Genomic DNA, 22,160 nt, shown 5'->3' with positions numbered 1-22,160 from the left:
AGTTCGTTTCCTTTGTTACAAATCTCGGCCTGAGTCCCTCAGGGCTGAAAAAATCAGCAGCAATCCTCGCCTTCGTTTGCAACCTGTCAAAGGTCATTCACCTGCATATTTGCTGCAACAATCTGGCGAGCAGACAAGCACACCCCCATGAGGCGCAGCGCGCGTTATTCTACGTGAAAACAAATTAAACGGCAGGTTAAACCGAGTATCTTTGCGAATATTTTTTCACGTTTGTGTCAAGTAGTTGGGAGGAGGCAAAAAAATCACCCTGCCCGCCAGCCACGCCGCGTTTTGTCAGCGTCTGCCACTCGCCGCGCGAACGGACGCCCGTCGCGTAAACCTGCGTAGGCGTGCCCGCGCAGGCCTCTACCAGACTTTGAACCAGAAGCTGGTTTTCCGTTCGCTTCTCAATGTTTCTGACCAGACTCGGATGCAGCTTGAGTAATTCCACATTGAGCGCTTTAATCCAGCTCGTGCTAACCAGCGTCAAACCCGCCTGTGTCACCGCCACCCGAACGCCAAGCGCATTAACTAAGCGAAGGATGGGTTGTAACCGGCTGATGTGTTGACAAACATCTGCCTCCGCAAGTTCAATAATTATGCGATTTCGCTGTGATTTTTCACACTGCATTAACGTATCGCGCAACCAGCGCTGAAAACGCGGACGAATCAGCGACTCAACCGTCAACTGCATTGCCAGATTTTCATCCGGCCAGTAGCCCAGCAACGTAATCAGGCGGCTAATTTGTAATCTGTCATACTCTTCCGATAAACCAAATTGCAACACCATCGGCATATACTCCGCCGAGCTCACCTCTTCTTTACCGTCATAGATGCGACACATCAATTCCCGATGATGTACGCGACCTTCTCGCGTGACCGCCGGTTTTTGATAAAGTCGCGGTCCGCCCCGGTTCAGCATCTGCTCAATCAATGTGCGCCAGCGCACATTGCCGCGCCCTTTTTCCGGCAGAGTGTCGTCGTAGATAGCCCAGCTATTTCCCCCCTGCAGGGCGGCATTCCGTGCCGCGGCTTCAGCATGTTCCATCACCTGCTCGGTGGACTGTCCGCTGCGCCAGGCGCAAATGCCGATATGTACCATATCGTCACGATCGAGCATTTTGTTAGCCGGTAGCGCATCGACAGCTTTTAAAAGTTGTCCGGCAATACTTTCCGCTTCTTTCAGCGTTCGATGCGGTAGCAGCACGGCAAAGTCGCTGCGGTGATAACGCGCCAGCAGCGAGCCTGGGTAACGCATAATAAATGTCGATAGCAGATTGATAAGCATAAACATCTGCTCTTCCGCCTGATTGCCTCCCAAGCTGTCGCGCAGAAGATTGAAGTCTGGCAAGCGGATCATCATCACCACGCCATGCACTCCCACTTTTTCCTGATCTTCCAGCAGCGTCGCCAGCTGGTTATCAAAGAACAGTCGGTTACCGAGTCCGGTTTTGGTGTCCTGCGCGGCGTAGGAGCGAATGAGGGTGTCCAGGCGACTACGCTGTTCGTGAGCAAACTGAATTTCGGAAAGCAATACATCAAGCGCGCTACTGGTGCGCGCCGGCCATTCGTAAACAGAACCGCGGACATTCGCCCCGCGTTCGCCGTTCAGAATACGCGTTGAGCGAATTTCCAGAAGCTCTTGCCCGGAAAGCTGCCGCTGCAGCCAGCGCACCGATAAAAACAAAATCAGAACGATAAAACCGATCGCCAGCGTCAGCGGCGCCGTGGTGATCAGTGAGTGAAAATAGTTACCCATCGGGTCCTGGTAAACCAGACGTAGCGACATTCCTGGATGTTTTATCAGCGGTACGACCAGCTCGCGATACATGTCGCTGGTGCCGGCTGGCCGATAACCTCTGGCGCGAGAATGGCTGTAGACGCTGCGCTCCCCCTGCAACAGATCGACACGCACAATATCGGAAGCGATCATGAGTTCGTCGATTTGCGGCGTCAGCGAGACAATATCATGGGTCACCAGGTGCGTATCAATGGCTGTCGCCGTCGCCTGCACACGGCTGACATACTTATACTGTACGGCGTTATAAAAGCTTAGCGAGCAACCTATCAGAGTCACGAAGATCGTTAACCCCGTGAGCAGCGTGATAAAAGCTGAGAATTTCGTCGTTAATCGCATCCTTGAGTTAACTCCGACGGTTATAAACAGTATGAAAAAGCGAATCTGAAGGCGGAATTCGCCACGGCGCGCAATGAAGCAGGCATACTACCAAAATGGATCTATCTGGCAATTTATTGCGTTGCATCGGCATCACGTTTTAATTAGCGAGTATAGTCTTCGTAGCTATTTTTCCAATCTACCATGTAAAGTGAGGACAGGTTATGCAGGCGTTGATCTTAGAACAGCAGGACGGTAAAACCCTCGCATCCGTGCAACATCTCGAAGAGAGTCAACTGCCGGCAGGTGATGTGACGGTGGATGTCCACTGGTCCAGCCTGAATTATAAAGATGCTCTGGCTATCACCGGAAAAGGGAAAATTATCCGTCATTTTCCGATGATTCCTGGTATTGATTTCGCCGGCACCGTTCACGCAAGCGAAGATCCTCGCTTTCATGCAGGCCAGGAAGTACTACTGACTGGCTGGGGCGTGGGCGAAAACCACTGGGGCGGCCTGGCCGAACGCGCACGCGTTAAAGGCGACTGGCTGGTCGCGCTGCCTGCGGGACTGAGCAGCCGTAACGCCATGATCATCGGCACCGCCGGTTTTACCGCCATGCTGTGCGTCATGGCGCTTGAAGATGCAGGTATTCGCCCGCAAGACGGTGAGGTTGTCGTCACCGGTGCCAGCGGCGGCGTGGGCAGCACTGCCGTTGCATTACTGCATAAGCTGGGCTATCAGGTTGCAGCAGTATCAGGACGTGAAAGCACCCACGGCTATCTTAAGAGCTTGGGAGCTAACCGTATTCTCAGCCGCGATGAGTTTGCTGAATCTCGCCCGTTGGAAAAACAGCTGTGGGCCGGTGCAATTGATACCGTTGGCGATAAAGTGCTGGCGAAAGTCCTGGCACAGATGAACTATGGCGGTTGCGTGGCCGCCTGCGGCCTGGCGGGCGGCTTCGCGCTGCCGACCACCGTTATGCCATTCATTCTGCGTAATGTGCGTTTGCAAGGGGTGGACTCGGTGATGACCCCACCGGCACGTCGCGCAGAAGCCTGGGCGCGTTTGGTTAAGGATCTGCCGGAATCGTTCTATGCTCAGGCCGCCACAGAGATTACGCTGGCGGATGCGCCGAAGTTCGCCGATGCCATCATCAATAATCAGGTTCAGGGCCGTACGCTGGTGAAGATAAAATAACGTCACGTATAAAAAAATTTACACTTAATTAACTATTTATTTTTACACATTGACACACTCCCTGTCATATTCACTACACGCCATGTTGTGTTGTGGTGGGTAGACCGGGAGTCTGTGATGAAAAAGATACGTCCATTAACAGAAGCCGATGTGACTGCGGAATCGGCTTTTTTTATGCAGCGCCGACAGGTGCTAAAAGCATTAGGCATCAGCGCGGCCGCCTTATCCTTACCCTCAACGGCGCAGGCCGATCTCTTCAGTTGGTTTAAAGGCAACGATCGTCCGAAAGCGCCTGCCGGTAAACCGCTTGAGTTTAGTCAGCCTGCCGCCTGGCGAAGCGATTTAGCGTTAACGCCGGAAGATAAGGTGACGGGCTACAACAATTTCTATGAGTTTGGCCTTGATAAAGCCGACCCGGCGGCCAATGCCGGAAGTCTGAAAACCGAACCGTGGACGTTGAAAATCAGCGGGGAAGTCGCGAAGCCATTTACCCTGGATTACGACGATTTAACACATCGTTTCCCATTAGAAGAGCGTATCTATCGAATGCGCTGCGTCGAAGCGTGGTCCATGGTCGTGCCGTGGATTGGTTTCCCTTTATATAAGCTACTCGCGCAGGCACAGCCCACCAGCCACGCTAAATATGTGGCATTCGAAACGCTATACGCGCCGGATGATATGCCAGGACAGAAAGATCGCTTTATTGGCGGCGGACTGAAATACCCTTATGTCGAAGGGCTACGTCTGGACGAAGCCATGCATCCGCTGACTCTGATGACCGTTGGCGTCTATGGTAAGGCGTTACCCCCGCAAAACGGCGCGCCTATTCGACTCATCGTTCCATGGAAGTATGGTTTTAAAGGTATTAAATCTGTTGTTAGCATTAAACTCACCCGCGAACGTCCGCCAACCACCTGGAATTTGTCGGCTCCCAACGAATATGGTTTTTACGCCAATGTGAACCCGCATGTGGATCATCCACGCTGGTCTCAGGCTACCGAACGCTTTATTGGTTCAGGCGGTATCCTTGATGTGCAAAGGCAGCCGACGCTGCTGTTTAACGGCTATGCCAATGAAGTCGCTTCGCTGTATCGCGGTCTCAATTTGCGGGAGAATTTTTAAGTGCGTCTGACAGCAAAACAGATAACCTGGCTAAAAGTTTGTCTGCATCTTGCCGGTTTTTTGCCGCTTCTGTGGCTCTTTTGGGCGATAAATCACGGTGGACTCAGCGCAGACCCGGTAAAGGATATCCAACACTTTACCGGCAGAACCGCGCTCAAATTTTTGCTCGCCACCTTGCTGGTTTCACCGCTGGCGCGCTACGCTAAACAGCCATTATTGATACGCACACGCCGCCTGTTAGGATTATGGTGTTTCGTTTGGGCTACGCTGCATTTAACCAGCTATGCCTTACTGGAACTGGGGATACATAACCTGGCGTTGTTAGGAAGCGAGTTGATTTCACGCCCTTATTTGACGCTTGGGATCATTAGCTGGCTGGTGTTATTGGCGCTGACGTTGACCTCAACGCAATTTGCGCAGCGTAAATTGGGCAAACGCTGGCAAACACTGCATAACGTCGTCTATCTTGTCGCGATCCTGGCTCCCATACATTACCTGTGGTCGGTAAAGATTTTATCACCGCAACCGGTCATCTACGCGGCATTAGCGTTAGCCCTTTTAGCGTTGCGTTACCGGAAGTTTCGCCAGTGGTGGCGCTAGTTTGGTGAACTGTGCGGTCGATTACAAAACGCAAAACAGGTAATGTCCTTTTTATGTTTCGGGTTGATTATCTTCCCTGATAAGACCAGTATTTAGCTGCCAATTGCGACGAAATAGTTATAATGTGCGACTTTACATTGCCCAACGGCGATTTTCGTTCGCAGAAAGGGTGACAATCGAGCAATGAAGGTATATTTTGTTTTTTGCCCGAAAATGGCAGAAGATAGCCACACAATGACTGGCAAATCATGAATTTCACCTTCGGGTGCTACGGCATAACAGGCAAATCAAAGATGCGCGGTATTTTACCCGCGGCAGTCATTCACATGCTTTACAGACGGCGCTAAAACGCCTGTCACAATCACACTAAACAAAGAGTACGGAACCCACTCATGGATATTCGTAAGATTAAAAAACTGATCGAGCTGGTTGAAGAATCAGGTATCTCCGAACTGGAAATTTCTGAAGGCGAAGAATCTGTTCGCATCAGCCGCACAACGGCAAACGCCGGTTTTCCGGTGATGCAGCAGGCTTATGCGGCACCGATGATGCAGCAACCCGCTCTGTCTAACGCTGTCGCGCCAGCGGCTACTCCAGCAATGGAAGCGCCTGCCGCAGCGGAAATCAGTGGTCACATCGTACGCTCCCCAATGGTTGGTACTTTCTACCGCACCCCAAGCCCGGACGCGAAAGCGTTCATCGAAGTGGGCCAGAAAGTGAACGTGGGCGATACCCTGTGCATCGTTGAAGCCATGAAAATGATGAACCAGATCGAAGCTGACAAAGCAGGTACTGTGAAAGCGATTCTGGTCGAAAGTGGTCAACCGGTAGAATTTGACGAGCCACTGGTCGTCATCGAGTAACGAGGCGAACATGTTGGATAAAATTGTCATCGCCAACCGCGGCGAGATCGCACTACGTATTCTTCGAGCCTGTAAAGAACTCGGCATCAAGACCGTCGCTGTGCACTCAAGCGCGGATCGCGATTTAAAACACGTATTGCTGGCGGATGAGACGGTCTGTATTGGTCCGGCACCGTCCGTAAAAAGTTATCTGAACATCCCGGCTATCATTAGCGCCGCTGAAATCACCGGCGCGGTGGCAATCCACCCGGGTTACGGCTTCCTTTCTGAGAACGCCAATTTTGCCGAGCAGGTTGAACGCTCCGGCTTTATCTTTATCGGCCCGAAAGCGGACACCATCCGCCTGATGGGCGATAAAGTGTCCGCGATTACCGCGATGAAAAAAGCGGGCGTGCCGACCGTACCAGGATCTGACGGCCCGCTGGGCGACGATATGAATGCGAACCGCGCTCATGCCAAACGTATTGGCTATCCGGTGATCATCAAAGCGTCCGGCGGCGGCGGCGGCCGCGGTATGCGCGTGGTTCGTAGCGATGCTGAACTGGCGCAGTCCATCTCCATGACCAAAGCGGAAGCGAAAGCGGCTTTCAGCAACGACATGGTATACATGGAAAAATACCTGGAAAATCCACGCCACATCGAAATTCAGGTGCTGGCGGACGGCCAGGGCAACGCTATCTATCTGGCGGAACGCGACTGTTCCATGCAGCGTCGCCACCAGAAAGTGGTTGAAGAAGCCCCGGCGCCAGGCATTACGCCGGAACTGCGTCGCTATATCGGCGAACGCTGCGCGAAAGCGTGCGTAGACATCGGCTATCGCGGCGCAGGGACGTTCGAATTCCTGTTCGAAAACGGCGAGTTCTATTTCATCGAAATGAACACCCGTATTCAGGTTGAACACCCGGTGACTGAAATGATTACCGGCGTCGATTTGATCAAAGAGCAGTTGCGCATCGCGGCGGGTCAGCCGCTGTCGATCACACAGGACGAAGTTGTCGTTCGAGGCCATGCGGTAGAATGCCGTATCAATGCCGAAGATCCGAACACCTTCCTGCCAAGCCCTGGCAAAATCACGCGCTTCCATGCGCCTGGCGGCTTTGGCGTTCGCTGGGAATCTCATATCTACGCGGGCTACACGGTGCCGCCGTACTATGATTCCATGATCGGCAAACTCATCTGCTACGGTGAAAACCGCGACGTGGCGATTGCCCGTATGAAAAATGCCCTGCAGGAACTGATTATCGATGGTATCAAAACCAATATCGATCTGCAGACCCGCATCATGAATGACGAGCACTTCCAGCACGGTGGAACCAACATCCACTATCTGGAGAAAAAACTCGGTCTTCAGGAAAAGTAATCGCACGTTAATCTCAAAAGGCCGGTGAATCCGGCCTTTTTTATTTCTGGGGATAGCGATGCCCCATCATGTACAATTCCCGCTTTCTTCACCCATAAGGGACAAAAAATGGACGCTCGTTTTGTTCAGGCCCATAAAGAGGCGCGCTGGGCGCTGTGGCTGACCCTTTGCTATCTGGCGGCATGGTTAGTGGCTGCTTACTTACCTGGAGACTCGCCGGGAATTACCGGTCTGCCGCACTGGTTCGAGATGGCCTGCTTATTGACGCCGCTGGTCTTTATTTTGCTGTGCTGGGCGATGGTGAAATTCATTTATCGCGATATTTCGCTGGAGGATGACGATGCAGCTTGAGGTCATTCTACCGCTGGTAGCCTATCTGGTCGTGGTCTTCGGGGTCTCGATTTACGCTATGCGCAAGCGTACCGCCGGCACCTTTTTAAACGAATATTTTCTTGGCAGCCGTTCGATGGGCGGGATCGTGCTCGCGATGACGCTTACCGCCACCTATATTAGCGCCAGTTCATTTATCGGCGGTCCCGGCGCGGCTTATAAATACGGTCTGGGCTGGGTCTTGCTGGCGATGATCCAGCTTCCCGCCGTCTGGCTTTCACTGGGTATTCTGGGTAAAAAATTCGCTATCCTGGCGCGTCGCTATAATGCCGTCACGCTTAACGATATGTTATTCGCTCGTTACCAAAGCCGCCTGCTGGTGTGGTTGGCAAGCCTGAGTTTATTGGTCGCGTTTATTGGCGCAATGACCGTACAATTTATCGGCGGCGCGCGACTGCTGGAAACCGCGGCGGGAATTCCCTACGAAACCGGCCTGCTAATATTTGGCGTCAGTATCGCACTCTATACGGCGTTTGGCGGCTTTCGCGCCAGCGTACTTAACGATACGCTACAGGGCCTGGTGATGCTGGTCGGCACGATAGTGCTGCTGGTGGGCGTGGTGCATGCGGCGGGCGGTCTAAGTCAGGCCGTTGACACGCTGCACGCTCTCGACCCTAAACTGGTAACGCCGCAGGGCGCCGATGACATACTTTCTCCCGCCTTTATGACCTCTTTTTGGGTACTGGTCTGTTTTGGTGTGATTGGCCTGCCGCATACGGCGGTGCGCTGCATCTCCTATAAAGACAGTAAAGCGGTACACCGGGGCATTATTATCGGTACGATTGTCGTGGCGATTTTAATGTTCGGGATGCACCTTGCCGGCGCGCTGGGTCGCGCGGTGCTTCCGGATCTGACGGTGCCGGATCTGGTGATCCCAACGCTAATGGTGAAAGTTTTGCCGCCGTTTGCCGCCGGGATCTTCCTCGCTGCGCCAATGGCGGCGATCATGTCAACAATTAACGCCCAACTGCTGCAAAGTTCCGCGACGATCATTAAAGATCTCTATCTCAACCTGCGCCCCGATCAGATGCAAAATGAGATCCGGCTGAAGCGTATGTCGGCAGCGATTACATTACTGCTAGGCGCGCTGTTGCTGCTGGCAGCATGGAAACCGCCAGAGATGATCATTTGGCTCAACCTGCTGGCGTTTGGCGGCCTGGAAGCGGTGTTCTTATGGCCGCTGGTACTGGGCCTTTACTGGGAGCGGGCAAACGCGGCAGGCGCATTAAGCGCCATGATCGTGGGCGGCGTGCTATATGCCCTGCTTGCCACATTTAATATTCAGTACCTGGGCTTTCATCCGATTGTGCCCGCGTTACTGTTAAGTTTATTGGCTTTTCTGATCGGAAACCGATTCGGCTCTTCCGCTTCGCAAGCCACCGTATTGTCTACTGATAAATAAAGAGTTTTGCCATGCCATGGATCCAATTGAAACTGAATACCACCGGCGCGAATGCTGAAGAGCTGAGTGATGCGCTGATGGAAGCGGGCGCCGTTTCCATTACCTTTCAGGATACGCACGATACGCCGGTTTTTGAGCCGTTGCCGGGCGAAACCCGTCTGTGGGGGGATACCGATGTGATCGGTCTGTTCGACGCCGAAACCGACATGAAAGACGTTGTCGCGATTCTGGAGCAACATCCGCTGCTGGGTGCCGGATTTGCCCATAAAATCGAACAACTGGAAGATAAAGACTGGGAACGCGAATGGATGGATAATTTCCATCCGATGCGTTTTGGCGAGCGTCTGTGGATTTGTCCCAGCTGGCGTGACATTCCGGACGAGAATGCCGTCAACGTGATGCTCGACCCGGGACTGGCGTTCGGTACGGGTACGCACCCCACCACCTCTTTATGTCTGCAATGGCTGGACGGGCTCGATCTCAACGGCAAAACCGTGATCGACTTTGGCTGCGGTTCAGGCATTCTGGCGATTGCCGCGCTGAAGCTGGGAGCGGCAAAGGCGATTGGTATTGATATCGATCCGCAAGCTATTCAGGCCAGTCGCGATAATGCCGAACGCAACGGCGTGTCTGACCGGCTGGAGCTGTACCTGCCGAAAGACCAGCCAGAAGCCATGAAAGCCGACGTGGTCGTCGCTAACATCCTGGCAGGCCCATTACGCGAACTGGCCCCGTTAATCAGCGTACTGCCCGTTGAGGGCGGTCTGCTGGGGCTTTCAGGTATTCTCGCCAGCCAGGCGGAAAGCGTCTGCGATGCTTACGCCGAGCTTTTCACTCTCGACCCGGTCGTCGAAAAAGAAGAATGGTGCCGCATTACTGGCCGTAAGAAATAATTCTTGTCAGCGTGGTCGCCCGGCCACGCTTTTCTCCACACAACTGCCTTAACGCCTTTCAGGCACCGAGACATCATTAAATTCATCAAATGAATGCCTGAAATAACTTCTTTGTCACTATCCGTCTGGATAAACAGCTGCTACCAGCGGACAAAAGATACTGGCGTTTTAACGGGTGGCAGCCATCGTCCTCGTGCTTAGTAAATGCTGTCCGGGTTGTTCTGCAGCATCCGCTAACCCTCTCTTCAGCGCAGCTGGAAAAATTTATCCGTGCCATTCATGAACACAAAAGCGCATCTGTGCGCCCCCTTCCGACTGGCAATGGAGAAAAATCACGCGCAGCGGGAAGTGATCTTGTCCTGAAACGAGATGGCGATCCCATTCATTTGGGGTAATTAGCTTATAAAAAAAGCAGATTATTCCGCTTATCTTGTTTCTGGACGAAGAAATAGAGAGAAGTTACGGGAATTTGTAAGCGCGTACAAAACCGCCGACAATAAATAACCCTATGATTTTACTGAATTATAAATTTATTTTGCTGTTTTTAAGCACGATTCATTGATCTACAACAGTGGATTGTTCAAAGTTTGGCCTTTCATCTCGTGCAAAAAATGCGTAATATACGCCGCCTTGCAGTCACAGTATGGTCATTTCTTAACTCATGCGCATCGGACAATATCAGCTCAGAAATCGCCTGATCGCAGCGCCCATGGCTGGCATTACTGACAGACCTTTCCGGACGCTGTGCTATGAGATGGGAGCAGGATTGACAGTATCCGAGATGATGTCTTCTAACCCGCAAGTGTGGGAAAGCGATAAATCTCGTTTACGGATGGTGCACGTTGATGAGCCAGGAATTCGCACGGTGCAAATTGCCGGTAGCGACCCTGTTGAGATGGCCGATGCCGCACGTATTAACGTGGAAAGCGGCGCCCAGATTATTGATATCAATATGGGGTGCCCGGCGAAGAAAGTGAATCGTAAGCTGGCAGGTTCAGCCCTCTTGCAGTACCCGGATTTAGTGAAGTCTATACTCATCGGGGTCGTAAACGCAGTGGACGTTCCTGTGACTCTCAAGATTCGCACCGGCTGGGCGCCGGAACACCGTAACTGCGTAGAGATTGCCCAACTGGCTGAAGATTGTGGTATTCAGGCTCTGACCATCCATGGCCGCACCCGCGCCTGTTTGTTCAACGGAGAAGCTGAATACGACAGTATTCGGGCAGTTAAGCAGAAAGTTTCCATTCCGATTATCGCGAATGGCGACATTACTAACCCGCATAAAGCCAGAGCTGTTCTCGACTATACAGGGGCGGATGCCCTGATGATAGGCCGCGCAGCTCAGGGAAGACCCTGGATCTTTCGGGAAATCCAGCATTATCTGGACACTGGGGAGCTGCTTCCGCCGCTGCCGCTGGCAGAGGTAAAGCGCTTGCTTTGCACGCATGTTCGGGAACTGCATGACTTTTACGGTCAGGCAAAAGGGTACCGAATCGCGCGTAAACACGTCTCCTGGTATCTCCAGGAGCACGCTCCAGACGACCAGTTTCGGCGCACATTCAACGCTATTGAGGACGCCAGCGAACAGCTGGAGGCGTTGGAGGCATACTTCGAAAATTTTGCGTAAACAGAAATAAAGAGCTGACAGAACTATGTTCGAACAACGCGTAAATTCTGACGTACTGACCGTTTCTACCGTTAACTCTCAGGATCAGGTAACCCAAAAACCCCTGCGTGACTCGGTTAAACAGGCACTGAAGAACTATTTTGCTCAACTGAATGGTCAGGACGTTAATGACCTGTATGAGCTGGTACTGGCTGAAGTAGAACAGCCCCTGTTGGACATGGTGATGCAATACACCCGTGGTAACCAGACCCGTGCTGCTCTGATGATGGGCATCAACCGTGGTACGCTGCGTAAAAAATTAAAAAAATACGGCATGAACTAATTTCGATTAGCTAACTGCTTGTTTAAAAAGGCGCTACTCGGCATGGGGAAGCGCCTTTTTTATACGCATCACATGGAATTTGGTCATGAAAGCGGAATGTGAACCTCAGTACTTTGGCGATGAATCGAAGAAGATTATTCACGGTGACGCGCTAACAGAACTTAAAAAACTGCCTTCTGAAAGCATTGACTTAATTTTTGCCGATCCGCCTTACAATATCGGAAAAGATTTCGACGGTATGGTGGAATCCTGGGACGAAGCGTCTTTTCTGGCCTGGCTGTATGAATGCATTGATGAATGCCACCGCGTACTGAAGAAACACGGCACCATGTACATCATGAATAGCACAGAAAATATGCCGTATATCGATCTCAAATGCCGAACGCTTTTTACCATCAAAAGCCGTATCGTCTGGTCCTATGATAGTTCCGGGGTGCAGGCGAAAAAATACTTTGGTTCTATGTATGAACCGATCCTGATGATGGTAAAAAACCCGAAAAGCTATACCTTTAACCGTGACGCGATTCTGGTCGAGACCACCACGGGCGCTAAGCGCGCGCTAATCGATTATCGAAAAAACCCGCCCCAACCATACAATCAGAAAAAAGTGCCGGGCAACGTCTGGTCATTTCCTCGCGTACGTTATCTGATGGATGAATATGAAAACCATCCTACGCAAAAGCCCAGCGCGCTGTTAAAACGGATCATACTGGCCTCTTCTAACCCGAGCGATACCGTATTGGACCCTTTCGCGGGCAGTTTCACCACAGGCGCTGTCGCAGCGGCGTCAGGTCGTAAGTTTATCGGTATTGAACTCAATAATGAGTACGTAAAAATGGGGCTCAGAAGATTGAGCGTCACTTCGCATTATTCAGAAAATGAACTTGCAAAAGTCAAAAAGAGAAAAACACAAAACCTGTCCAAAAAGCAGCGAAATGTCGGGATAAACGCGCTATCTTCAGAGAAGTAAAAGCATTGTAAGTCCGCTTTTCAGCGTCAAAATTTCATGTATATTCCCAGCACGCATGGGCATGAATACACAGGATTTGACGATGATACGTAAGTATTGGTGGCTGGTTGTTTTTGCCGTCTCCGTTTTTCTTTTTGATGCGCTTTTGATGCAATGGATCGAATTGATGGCGACTGAACAGGATAAGTGCCGAAACATGGACTCGGTTAACCCTCTTAAATTGATCAATTGTACCGATCTGGAGTAGCGAACCGGGCGATTTAACCTATGATTATTTATCGCCCGGATTTCTTTTATCCCTTATAAAAACAGGGAATTAAAACACGTTGAGGATAAAAGAAGGGGTGATACTGTCTTGTCCTGTTCTTTTCCTGCATAACCAATGAGCTAATGATACATGCCGGTTAGTGAGTACAACCACATCCTTGTGGCGGTTTCATTTGCTGTCGCTATTTTTGCGTCCTATACCGCATTAAATATGGCCGGACGCGTAGCCGGAAGCGCCCGATCAAACGCCAGAATATGGCTAATGGGCGGCGGCTTCGCGCTGGGCGTCGGTATTTGGGCGATGCATTTTGTCGGGATGCTGGCGATGGATCACGCGATGAACATGCGCTTCGATCCGTTCCTCACCGGCCTCTCCATGCTGATCGCGATCGGCTCCTCCCTGTTTGCGCTATGGCTGGTTAGCGCTGAAAAACTGCGCCTGCGCCGTTTACTACCGGGCGCGCTGGTGATGGGACTGGGCATCAGCGCAATGCATTATACCGGGATGGCGGCGCTGCAATTTGCTTCCATTATCGTCTGGAATAGCGCATGGGTTGCCCTCTCTATCATTATCGCGCTACTGGCGTCCTGCGGCGCGCTGTGGCTCACGTTCCGCCTGCGTAATGAGGGAACAGATGTCGCCCTGAGGCGAGCAGGCGCCGCGGTATTAATGGGGATAGCTATCGCCGGCATGCATTACGCCGGTATGAAGGCCGCACACTTTCCCCAAAACTGGCCGATGGAGCATCGTGGCGTCGATAGCAACTGGCTGGCTGTTCTTGTCAGCGTGGTCGCGCTGACTATCCTGGGCATTACTCTTCTGGTTTCTTTATTTGACGCCCGGCTTCAGGCCCGCACCGCACTACTTGCCTCTTCGCTGGCGCAGGCGAACCAGGAACTGGCGCAGTTGGCGCTGCATGATACGCTCACCCGTTTACCAAACCGGGTACTTCTTGAGGATCGTCTGGAACAGGCCATCAGCAAAGCGAATCGGGAAGGCTCGTCTTTCGCGCTACTGTTTATGGATCTGGATGGCTTTAAAGCCGTTAATGACGCTTATGGTCATGATATCGGCGATAAGCTACTGGTGGCGGTCACGCATCGTCTGAACCAACCACTGAGCGGTCAGTTTACCCTGGCGCGGATTGGCGGCGACGAATTTGTGCTGCTTGCAGAAGTCAGCGCGCCTGACGAAGCGGCTTCCCTTGCCAGCGCGCTGGTACATTCGATAGATGCGCCCTTTACGATAGATCCGTACGAACTGGTCGTCACCCTTAGCGTGGGAATAGCGCTCTATCCGCTGGACGGAAAAAACGAACGGGAACTGATGTTCAACGCCGATGCCGCAATGTACCACACGAAACATACGGGGCGTAACGGATACCATTTCTTTCAGCCATCAATGAATATGCTGGCGCAAACCCAGCTTCAGCTAATGAATGATCTGTGGCTGGCGCTGGAAAGACAAGAGCTCAGGCTGGTGTATCAGCCTAAATTTCAGGCTCCTGCCGGCCCCATTGTAGGATTTGAGGCCCTGTTGCGCTGGTATCATCCAAAACAAGGCGTACTGAATCCTGACCAGTTTTTACCGCTGGCGGAAAAAACGGGTCTTATCGTCACTATCGGTAGCTGGGTGATAGACGAGGCGTGTCGACAGCTCCGCGAGTGGCACTTACAGGGATACGCCTTATGGTCAGTGGCGGTAAACCTGTCCGCCTTACAATTTGAGCAGCCCGGGCTTGTGGACACCATTACGCGGAGCCTGGCCCGACACAGTATCCGTCCCGATTTATTGATTCTGGAAATCACCGAAACCACGGCGATGAACAAGCCAGAGCAAAGCGTCGCTATACTCACCAGATTAACGGAAATGGGGGTTAAGGCCTCTATTGACGACTTTGGCACCGGTTATTCCAGCCTTCTCTATCTGAAACGTCTTCCGGCGTGCGAACTAAAAATTGATCGCGCTTTCGTACATGAACTCAGCGAGGCAAGCGACGGCGCGACCATTGTTGCGGCTATTGTCGCGCTGGCGAAAGCGTTAAATCTGCAAATTGTGGCAGAAGGGGTAGAAAATGAAACGCAGCAACAATTTTTGACCCAGTTAGGATGCCATACGCTTCAGGGGTTCCTGCTTGGCAAGCCGCGTACGGCAGAGGAAATTGCTCGCGATATTCGGGACCCTGCCAATATATTCACAAGGTAAATATATAATATCAACTCAAAATAATCTCAGGCTTCTTCCGCCTGTTGTTCATTTGGCATTAATTGCCTCACACTGCCATCCGGGCTTAGCATTTTTAATACATTATCGACTAATGCAGGCGCCTGCTTATAAAGATCATAACTTGTGGGATTCATTAACCAGTTCTTTACTATTCCGCTAAAACTACCATGCAGAATAATTAATATGACATCCAGATCAAGACTGCCTGAGATCAGCTTTTTATCCATACATCGCTGTAATACTTCAAGCAGCGACTGATGATGGAAACCCATCTTCTCCCGAATGGCCTGTTCCGATATCATACCATTATGGAATTCACATTTATGATATAAAATCTGCATTAATGCCTGCTGACGAGGCACTGCCGCAATATATTGTAAGGCTGCAATAAATTTCTCTCGTAGATCCTGTAAAGGATTATCATTCCAGCATCCCGTAAGCCTATCCTGAATAAGTTCGCGTAAAGGTGGTTGCTGTAACCAAACCTCATTAAACAACTGCGTTTTATTCTCAAAGTGCCAGTAGATGGCGCCCCGCGTGACATCAGCGGCATCAGCGATATCATTCAACGTCGTGTTGGCAACGCCGCGCAAAGCGAACTGCGCAATAGCGGTTTCAATCAAATGTTGCCGCGTTTTAAGCGCATCCGCCTTCGTTTTCTTCGCCATAATTAAGATATCCTGGACCATAAAAACGATAAATACGCTGATAAAATACTCAGCACAAAAAACAACTTTACCATGTCCTTTTTAGTCAGACGAGAGACAGCCATTTTTATTTCGCACAATATCGCCAAATCAATAATAAAAACAAATAAATTAATAAAACATATTCATATAAAATATATATTTCTAATTATGTTATTCAACATCATGATTTTACTAATCGGGACATTATGAAACGACAGGGAATAGTTCTTTTTTTTTGCTTTTATGTGCCGTGAACCCCATCCCAAAATAAGTATTGCTTACATCACAAGCTAATAATTTGTAGGATACCCCACTGCTATTCTATTTTTCGCGCGTTAACGCCTTACCGTTATCCGGTGAATAACGAGCTTTCGGTTTTTTAAGGAACAGTAATGACGAAACATGCCAGGTTTTCACTCCTGCCCTCATTCATCATATTCTCTGCTGCGCTGCTGGCCGGTTGTAATGACCAGGGAGATACCCAGGCTCATGCCGGCGAGCCGCAAGTCACCGTCCATGTGGTCGAAACAGCGCCGCTAGCCGTAACGACCGAACTTCCCGGACGTACGTCCGCATTTCGCATTGCGGAGGTTCGCCCCCAGGTGAGCGGGATCGTGCTTAAAAGAAACTTCACCGAAGGTAGCGATGTAGAGGCCGGGCAGTCGCTTTATCAGATCGATCCTGCCACTTATCAGGCCGATTATGACAGCGCTAAAGGCGAACTTGCTAAAAGCGAAGCGGCTGCGGCTATCGCGCACCTGACGGTCAAACGCTATGTTCCACTGGTCGGCACAAAATATATCAGCCAACAGGAATATGATCAGGCGATTGCCGACGCCCGCCAGGCCGATGCCGCCGTTGTGGCGGCAAAAGCCGCTGTTGAAAGCGCGCGTATTAACCTTGCGTATACCAAAGTCACCTCACCCATCAGCGGGCGTATAGGAAAATCTAATGTGACTGAAGGCGCGCTGGTGACTAATGGTCAGTCAACTGAACTGGCTACCGTGCAACAACTCGATCCGATTTATGTCGACGTGACGCAATCAAGCAACGACTTTATGCGACTCAAGCAATCCGTCGAACAAGGTAACCTGCATAAAGACAGCGCCAGTAGCACGGTTCAACTGGTAATGGAAAATGGTCAGGTCTACCCGATTAAAGGCACGCTGCAATTTTCCGACGTTACCGTAGATGAAAGCACCGGCTCTATCACGCTCAGGGCAGTTTTCCCTAACCCGCAACACAGTCTGCTTCCCGGTATGTTTGTTCGCGCCCGCATTGATGAAGGCGTCCAGCCCAATGCCATCCTTGTCCCCCAGCAGGGCGTAACCCGCACGCCGCGCGGCGACGCAATGGTGATGGTGGTTAACGATAAAAGCCAGGTCGAAGCCCGCAATGTCGTGGCGGCGCAGGCTATTGGCGATAAATGGCTCATCAGCGAAGGGTTAAAACCGGGCGATAAGGTCATCGTCAGCGGCTTACAAAAAGCGCGACCGGGCGTCCAGGTGAAAGCCACTACCGATGCTCCTGCAGCGAAAACGGCGCAATAAGGTAACCGTACATGGCAAACTTTTTTATTAGACGTCCTATTTTCGCCTGGGTTCTGGCCATTATCCTGATGATGGCTGGCGCACTGGCAATAATGCAACTTCCCGTTGCGCAGTATCCAACCATTGCGCCGCCAGCGGTTTCTATTTCTGCAACCTATCCTGGCGCGGATGCGCAGACGGTACAGGATACGGTTACTCAGGTTATCGAACAAAATATGAACGGTATCGATAACCTGATGTATATGTCCTCTACCAGCGACTCTGCTGGTAGCGTGACCATCACCCTGACCTTCCAGTCCGGAACCGATCCGGATATCGCGCAGGTTCAGGTGCAAAATAAATTGCAGCTCGCCACGCCTTTACTACCGCAAGAAGTCCAGCAGCAGGGGATTAGCGTTGAAAAGTCCAGCAGCAGCTTTTTGATGGTCGCCGGGTTCGTCTCGGATAATCCGAACACTACCCAGGACGACATCTCTGACTATGTCGCCTCTAACATTAAGGATTCTATCAGCCGTCTTAATGGTGTGGGCGACGTTCAGCTATTTGGCGCACAGTACGCCATGCGTATCTGGCTGGATGCGAATCTGCTAAATAAATACCAGCTCACGCCAGTTGACGTCATCAACCAGTTAAAAGTACAGAACGACCAGATTGCGGCAGGCCAACTGGGCGGCACGCCAGCATTACCGGGCCAGCAGCTTAACGCCTCAATCATCGCCCAAACGCGTCTGAAAGATCCGGAAGAGTTCGGCAAAGTTACGTTGCGTGTCAATACCGACGGTTCTGTCGTCCATCTCAAAGATGTCGCGCGTATTGAGCTTGGCGGTGAAAACTATAATGTTGTAGCGCGCATTAACGGTAAACCGGCCTCCGGTCTCGGTATTAAACTGGCGACCGGCGCTAACGCGCTGGATACCGCAACCGCAATCAAAGCGAAACTGGCGGAGCTGCAGCCTTTCTTCCCTCAGGGAATGAAGGTGGTTTATCCTTATGACACAACGCCCTTCGTAAAAATATCTATCCACGAAGTGGTAAAAACGCTGTTTGAAGCAATTATTCTGGTGTTCCTGGTAATGTATCTGTTCTTACAGAATATCCGGGCAACCCTGATTCCTACCATCGCTGTTCCTGTCGTGTTGCTAGGCACTTTTGCGGTACTCGCCGCCTTTGGCTATTCCATCAATACCCTGACGATGTTCGGCATGGTACTGGCGATAGGGCTGTTGGTTGACGATGCGATAGTGGTCGTAGAAAACGTTGAACGTGTAATGATGGAGGATAACCTTTCTCCCCGAGAGGCGACGGAAAAATCCATGTCGCAGATTCAGGGAGCGCTGGTTGGTATCGCGATGGTACTGTCTGCGGTATTTATCCCGATGGCCTTTTTTGGCGGCTCGACCGGGGCAATTTATCGCCAGTTCTCTATTACTATTGTTTCAGCAATGGCGCTATCCGTTCTGGTTGCGTTGATTCTGACGCCAGCGCTATGCGCTACGCTGCTTAAACCCGTATCTGCTGAACATCACGAGAAAAAAAGCGGCTTCTTTGGCTGGTTCAATACCAGGTTTGATCACAGCGTTAATCACTATACTAACAGCGTAAGCGGTATCGTGCGTAATACGGGTCGCTATCTCATTATCTACCTACTTATTGTAGTCGGAATGGCGGTTCTGTTTTTACGCCTCCCGACCTCCTTCCTGCCGGAAGAAGATCAGGGGGTATTCCTGACCATGATTCAGCTCCCCTCTGGCGCTACGCAAGAACGTACGCAGAAAGTGCTGGATCAAGTCACTCATTACTACCTGAATAATGAAAAAGCGAACGTCGAAAGCGTGTTTACCGTAAACGGCTTTAGCTTTAGCGGTCAGGGACAAAACTCAGGGATGGCATTTGTCAGCCTTAAACCCTGGGAAGAGCGTAACGGTGAAGAAAATAGCGTCGAAGCCGTTATCGCCAGAGCGACACGCGCCTTCAGCCAGATTCGCGACGGGTTGGTGTTCCCCTTCAACATGCCGGCAATTGTCGAGTTAGGTACCGCGACAGGTTTCGACTTTGAACTGATTGATCAGGGAGGACTCGGTCACGATGCGTTAACGAAAGCGCGTAATCAACTCCTGGGTATGGTCGCGAAGCATCCTGATCTATTAGTGCGCGTACGCCCGAACGGGCTGGAAGACACGCCACAGTTCAAGCTGGATGTCGATCAAGAAAAAGCGCAGGCGCTCGGTGTTTCGCTGTCTGATATCAACGAAACCATCTCCGCGGCGTTGGGCGGCTATTACGTTAACGACTTTATCGATCGCGGACGAGTGAAAAAAGTATACGTTCAGGCTGACGCTCAGTTCCGTATGCTGCCGGGAGATATCAACAATCTTTATGTACGCAGCGCCAATGGCGAGATGGTGCCCTTCTCTACCTTTAGCTCAGCACGGTGGATTTATGGTTCGCCACGCCTGGAACGCTATAACGGGATGCCGTCAATGGAACTGCTCGGTGAAGCAGCGCCCGGACGAAGTACCGGTGAAGCCATGTCGTTAATGGAAAACCTGGCTTCACAGCTGCCAAACGGTATTGGCTATGACTGGACAGGTATGTCGTATCAGGAACGGTTGTCAGGTAACCAGGCGCCGGCGCTGTACGCAATCTCACTCATTGTCGTTTTCCTCTGCCTTGCCGCTCTGTATGAAAGCTGGTCAATTCCGTTCTCGGTAATGCTGGTCGTACCGCTCGGCGTGGTTGGCGCTCTGCTTGCAGCGTCATTGCGCGGTCTGAACAATGACGTTTACTTCCAGGTTGGCTTGTTAACCACTATTGGCCTTTCTGCTAAAAACGCCATCCTGATTGTCGAGTTCGCCAAAGATCTCATGGAAAAAGAAGGACGTGGATTGATTGAAGCGACGCTGGAAGCATCCCGTATGCGTTTACGTCCTATTCTAATGACCTCGCTGGCCTTTATTCTCGGGGTAATGCCGTTAGTTATCAGTCGTGGCGCAGGTAGTGGGGCACAGAACGCAGTAGGCACAGGGGTTATGGGGGGAATGTTAACCGCAACCTTATTAGCTATCTTCTTCGTGCCAGTATTCTTCGTTGTTGTAAAACGCCGATTTAATCGCCATCATGATTAACCGGTAAACAGAGGCGTCTTCGGACGCCTTTTTAAACGGTACGTCTTTATCTCCGCTATTCCCCCCTCTCCGCTTACTTTTGCATTCTCCATAGTTTTTACAATTCACATGAATTGAGATGATTCCTCATGTCGGCCATTTTTTCTGTGGTGGTAAAATAACTCTCGTTTTCGCAGCGGTTAGAGCCAGCATTTACGTTGTTGTACTTCGCGAAACGCTGATTAATGAGGTAACACCATGAAAAGACTAATTCCAGTTGCATTGCTTACCACCTTATTGGCAGGTTGTGCACATGATTCTCCCTGCGTACCGGTTTATGACGATCAAGGGCGGCTGGTTCATACCAATACATGTATGAAAGGTACTACGCAGGATAACTGGGAGACAGCAGGCGCTATCGCTGGCGGAGCTGCGGCGGTAGCAGGGTTGACGATGGGTATCATTGCGCTTTCTAAATGATACATGCAGGCGCGGCAATGCCGCGCTTTCAGTAATAATATAAAGGTCGTAAGGATACTCAGCGACGTAATCTGTTCAGTCTATCCCCCGAAAGTTAACACGATAAAACGCTCCCTTTTCTTACTCGCCCATCCCGATGGTATTTATTCTATTCCTTGTCCGATGCAGACAAAATTGTAGCTTGATAGCATCGTAAGCCGCATTACAAACAGGCTTTATACAGTAAGACTTAGAGCGTGATCATTAGGCGTAATTATTACAGACAGTCTGGATATAAACCGGAACATACACGTAATACATGAGGATTTTGAGCACTGTCCCAGGGCCAAACTGGCAAATAAAATAGCCTAATGGGCCAGATTCTTAGTCCTCAGCGAATATCTCTATTGCTTATTAGAGGCGTAAGTAAAAGCCGTTTGTACATCTACTTCAGCACGGTTCACATTCGATGGTTCAGGCGGATATATGGCGGGAAATCACGTTGACTAAAACGGTTTTTATCCACTCTACGAAGATGTTTAAAACGCGTCGGCGTCATTACCCGATAACTTTTTCCATAGAAAGATAAATGCAAAAAGGCCCAGTCTTTCGATTGGGCCCTTTGCTTTATTTGATGTCTGGCAGTTCCCTACTCTCGCATGGGGAGACCCCACACTACCATCGGCGCTACGGCGTTTCACTTCTGAGTTCGGCATGGGGTCAGGTGGGACCACCGCGCTACTGCCGCCAGACAAATTCTTTTTCAAATGCCGAACTTTAACCGTATTAAGTGGTGCTGATACCCAGAGTCGAACTGGGGACCTCACCCTTACCAAGGGTGCGCTCTACCAACTGAGCCATATCAGCACACTAAATTTGATGCCTGGCAGTTCCCTACTCTCGCATGGGGAGACCCCACACTACCATCGGCGCTACGGCGTTTCACTTCTGAGTTCGGCATGGGGTCAGGTGGGACCACCGCGCTAGTGCCGCCAGGCAA

At 51.1% G+C, this 22,160-nt stretch carries 18 protein-coding genes, 1 tRNA gene and 2 rRNA genes; 16 read left to right on the top strand and 5 right to left on the bottom strand.

The genetic code is table 11. The features are described 5' to 3' along the window. Positions 1-196 precede the first annotated feature (196 nt). Positions 197-2,137: an RNase E specificity factor CsrD gene (gene csrD, locus ACH0WD_RS23245; RefSeq protein ID WP_001241381.1), complete on the bottom strand. Its 1,941-nt coding sequence runs from the start codon at positions 2,135-2,137 to the stop codon at positions 197-199. Positions 2,138-2,340: 203 nt separating this feature from the next. Here csrD and ACH0WD_RS23240 point away from each other — a divergent pair, with 203 nt between their 5' ends. From ACH0WD_RS23240 to ACH0WD_RS23180, 13 genes are all read left to right on the top strand, one after another. Then, positions 2,341-3,315, top strand: a complete 975-nt coding sequence (locus ACH0WD_RS23240) for an MDR family oxidoreductase (RefSeq protein ID WP_001148246.1) — start codon at positions 2,341-2,343, stop codon at positions 3,313-3,315. 117 nt (positions 3,316-3,432) lie between these two features. Continuing rightward, positions 3,433-4,437 (top strand): protein-methionine-sulfoxide reductase catalytic subunit MsrP, encoded by a 1,005-nt coding sequence (msrP, locus tag ACH0WD_RS23235; protein ID WP_000723877.1) that lies wholly within the window; start codon positions 3,433-3,435, stop codon positions 4,435-4,437. Continuing rightward, a complete protein-coding gene (msrQ, locus tag ACH0WD_RS23230; protein ID WP_001240053.1) occupies positions 4,438-5,037 on the top strand; it encodes a protein-methionine-sulfoxide reductase heme-binding subunit MsrQ in 600 nt (199 codons plus the stop codon). It begins immediately after the preceding gene. A 392-nt stretch (positions 5,038-5,429) separates the two neighbouring features. Continuing rightward, the gene (gene accB / locus ACH0WD_RS23225; protein WP_000354626.1) at positions 5,430-5,900 is read left to right on the top strand and encodes an acetyl-CoA carboxylase biotin carboxyl carrier protein; all 471 of its coding nucleotides are present in this window, start codon (positions 5,430-5,432) and stop codon (positions 5,898-5,900) included. A 10-nt stretch (positions 5,901-5,910) separates the two neighbouring features. Next, positions 5,911-7,260 carry an acetyl-CoA carboxylase biotin carboxylase subunit gene (gene accC, locus ACH0WD_RS23220; RefSeq protein WP_000884627.1) on the top strand — a complete coding sequence of 450 codons (1,350 nt, stop codon included), beginning with the start codon at positions 5,911-5,913 and terminating at the stop codon, positions 7,258-7,260. 108 nt (positions 7,261-7,368) lie between these two features. Continuing rightward, on the top strand, positions 7,369-7,611 hold the full coding sequence (locus ACH0WD_RS23215; protein ID WP_000340018.1) for a YhdT family protein: 243 nt from the start codon (positions 7,369-7,371) through the stop codon (positions 7,609-7,611). After that, positions 7,601-9,052 carry a sodium/pantothenate symporter gene (panF, locus tag ACH0WD_RS23210; protein ID WP_001175748.1) on the top strand — a complete coding sequence of 484 codons (1,452 nt, stop codon included), beginning with the start codon at positions 7,601-7,603 and terminating at the stop codon, positions 9,050-9,052. The genes ACH0WD_RS23215 and panF overlap by 11 nt, the downstream gene beginning before the upstream one ends. Positions 9,053-9,063: 11 nt before the next feature. Then, positions 9,064-9,945 carry a 50S ribosomal protein L11 methyltransferase gene (prmA, locus tag ACH0WD_RS23205; protein WP_001145849.1) on the top strand — a complete coding sequence of 294 codons (882 nt, stop codon included), beginning with the start codon at positions 9,064-9,066 and terminating at the stop codon, positions 9,943-9,945. Positions 9,946-10,606: 661 nt separating this feature from the next. Further along, positions 10,607-11,572: a tRNA dihydrouridine synthase DusB gene (dusB, locus tag ACH0WD_RS23200; protein WP_001219664.1), complete on the top strand. Its 966-nt coding sequence runs from the start codon at positions 10,607-10,609 to the stop codon at positions 11,570-11,572. A 25-nt stretch (positions 11,573-11,597) separates the two neighbouring features. Continuing rightward, complete coding sequence (gene fis, locus ACH0WD_RS23195; RefSeq protein ID WP_000462905.1) at positions 11,598-11,894, top strand: DNA-binding transcriptional regulator Fis; 297 nt, start codon at positions 11,598-11,600, stop codon at positions 11,892-11,894. A gap of 85 nt (positions 11,895-11,979) precedes the next feature. Then, positions 11,980-12,864, top strand: coding sequence for an adenine-specific DNA-methyltransferase (yhdJ, locus tag ACH0WD_RS23190; RefSeq protein ID WP_000642611.1), 885 nt, complete (start codon positions 11,980-11,982; stop codon positions 12,862-12,864). 82 nt (positions 12,865-12,946) lie between these two features. Continuing rightward, entirely contained in the window at positions 12,947-13,111 is a 165-nt protein-coding gene (locus ACH0WD_RS23185) for a DUF2556 family protein (protein ID WP_000620015.1), read from the top strand. 150 nt (positions 13,112-13,261) lie between these two features. Beyond that, a complete protein-coding gene (locus ACH0WD_RS23180; RefSeq protein ID WP_001145339.1) occupies positions 13,262-15,337 on the top strand; it encodes a bifunctional diguanylate cyclase/phosphodiesterase in 2,076 nt (691 codons plus the stop codon). A gap of 26 nt (positions 15,338-15,363) precedes the next feature. Here the strand turns inward: ACH0WD_RS23180 and envR are convergent, their stop codons facing one another. Continuing rightward, a complete protein-coding gene (envR, locus tag ACH0WD_RS23175) occupies positions 15,364-16,026 on the bottom strand; it encodes an acrEF/envCD operon transcriptional regulator (protein WP_001085725.1) in 663 nt (220 codons plus the stop codon). Positions 16,027-16,439: 413 nt separating this feature from the next. Between envR and ACH0WD_RS23170 the strand changes: the two genes are divergently transcribed. The 3 genes from ACH0WD_RS23170 (at position 16,440) to ACH0WD_RS23160 (ending at position 21,181) form a co-directional block, all read left to right on the top strand. Next, complete coding sequence (locus ACH0WD_RS23170) at positions 16,440-17,597, top strand: efflux RND transporter periplasmic adaptor subunit (RefSeq protein WP_000160383.1); 1,158 nt, start codon at positions 16,440-16,442, stop codon at positions 17,595-17,597. Between the two features lie 11 nt (positions 17,598-17,608). Continuing rightward, entirely contained in the window at positions 17,609-20,722 is a 3,114-nt protein-coding gene (locus tag ACH0WD_RS23165; protein ID WP_001273283.1) for an efflux RND transporter permease subunit, read from the top strand. A 237-nt stretch (positions 20,723-20,959) separates the two neighbouring features. After that, positions 20,960-21,181 carry a membrane protein gene (locus ACH0WD_RS23160; RefSeq protein WP_000825645.1) on the top strand — a complete coding sequence of 74 codons (222 nt, stop codon included), beginning with the start codon at positions 20,960-20,962 and terminating at the stop codon, positions 21,179-21,181. Between the two features lie 615 nt (positions 21,182-21,796). Here ACH0WD_RS23160 and rrf (ACH0WD_RS23155) read toward each other — a convergent pair. From rrf (ACH0WD_RS23155) to rrf (ACH0WD_RS23145), 3 genes are all read right to left on the bottom strand, one after another. Beyond that, positions 21,797-21,912: ribosomal RNA gene (gene rrf / locus ACH0WD_RS23155) — 5S ribosomal RNA — on the bottom strand. A gap of 39 nt (positions 21,913-21,951) precedes the next feature. Beyond that, a tRNA-Thr gene (locus tag ACH0WD_RS23150) sits at positions 21,952-22,027 on the bottom strand. A 14-nt stretch (positions 22,028-22,041) separates the two neighbouring features. Continuing rightward, positions 22,042-22,157, bottom strand: a 5S ribosomal RNA gene (gene rrf, locus ACH0WD_RS23145). Positions 22,158-22,160: the final 3 nt, after the last annotated feature.

The sequence above is a fragment of the Salmonella sp. 2020_1395 genome (assembly GCF_043848115.1).
Classification (GTDB): domain Bacteria; phylum Pseudomonadota; class Gammaproteobacteria; order Enterobacterales; family Enterobacteriaceae; genus Salmonella; species Salmonella enterica.
The sequence above is the reverse complement of the archived record's forward strand: the minus strand, read 5'-3'. Positions and strand labels throughout refer to the sequence as shown.

Excerpts from the sequence above, each read along its gene's own strand:
- csrD (WP_001241381.1), bottom strand. The coding sequence starts at position 2,137 with ATGCGATTAACGACGAAATTCTCAGCTTTTATCACGCTGCTCACGGGG.
- ACH0WD_RS23240 (WP_001148246.1), top strand. The coding sequence starts at position 2,341 with ATGCAGGCGTTGATCTTAGAACAGCAGGACGGTAAAACCCTCGCATCC.
- msrP (WP_000723877.1), top strand. The coding sequence starts at position 3,433 with ATGAAAAAGATACGTCCATTAACAGAAGCCGATGTGACTGCGGAATCG.
- accB (WP_000354626.1), top strand. The coding sequence starts at position 5,430 with ATGGATATTCGTAAGATTAAAAAACTGATCGAGCTGGTTGAAGAATCA.
- accC (WP_000884627.1), top strand. The coding sequence starts at position 5,911 with ATGTTGGATAAAATTGTCATCGCCAACCGCGGCGAGATCGCACTACGT.
- ACH0WD_RS23215 (WP_000340018.1), top strand. The coding sequence starts at position 7,369 with ATGGACGCTCGTTTTGTTCAGGCCCATAAAGAGGCGCGCTGGGCGCTG.
- panF (WP_001175748.1), top strand. The coding sequence starts at position 7,601 with ATGCAGCTTGAGGTCATTCTACCGCTGGTAGCCTATCTGGTCGTGGTC.
- prmA (WP_001145849.1), top strand. The coding sequence starts at position 9,064 with ATGCCATGGATCCAATTGAAACTGAATACCACCGGCGCGAATGCTGAA.
- dusB (WP_001219664.1), top strand. The coding sequence starts at position 10,607 with ATGCGCATCGGACAATATCAGCTCAGAAATCGCCTGATCGCAGCGCCC.
- fis (WP_000462905.1), top strand. The coding sequence starts at position 11,598 with ATGTTCGAACAACGCGTAAATTCTGACGTACTGACCGTTTCTACCGTT.
- yhdJ (WP_000642611.1), top strand. The coding sequence starts at position 11,980 with ATGAAAGCGGAATGTGAACCTCAGTACTTTGGCGATGAATCGAAGAAG.
- ACH0WD_RS23185 (WP_000620015.1), top strand. The coding sequence starts at position 12,947 with ATGATACGTAAGTATTGGTGGCTGGTTGTTTTTGCCGTCTCCGTTTTT.
- ACH0WD_RS23180 (WP_001145339.1), top strand. The coding sequence starts at position 13,262 with ATGCCGGTTAGTGAGTACAACCACATCCTTGTGGCGGTTTCATTTGCT.
- envR (WP_001085725.1), bottom strand. The coding sequence starts at position 16,026 with ATGGCGAAGAAAACGAAGGCGGATGCGCTTAAAACGCGGCAACATTTG.
- ACH0WD_RS23170 (WP_000160383.1), top strand. The coding sequence starts at position 16,440 with ATGACGAAACATGCCAGGTTTTCACTCCTGCCCTCATTCATCATATTC.
- ACH0WD_RS23165 (WP_001273283.1), top strand. The coding sequence starts at position 17,609 with ATGGCAAACTTTTTTATTAGACGTCCTATTTTCGCCTGGGTTCTGGCC.
- ACH0WD_RS23160 (WP_000825645.1), top strand. The coding sequence starts at position 20,960 with ATGAAAAGACTAATTCCAGTTGCATTGCTTACCACCTTATTGGCAGGT.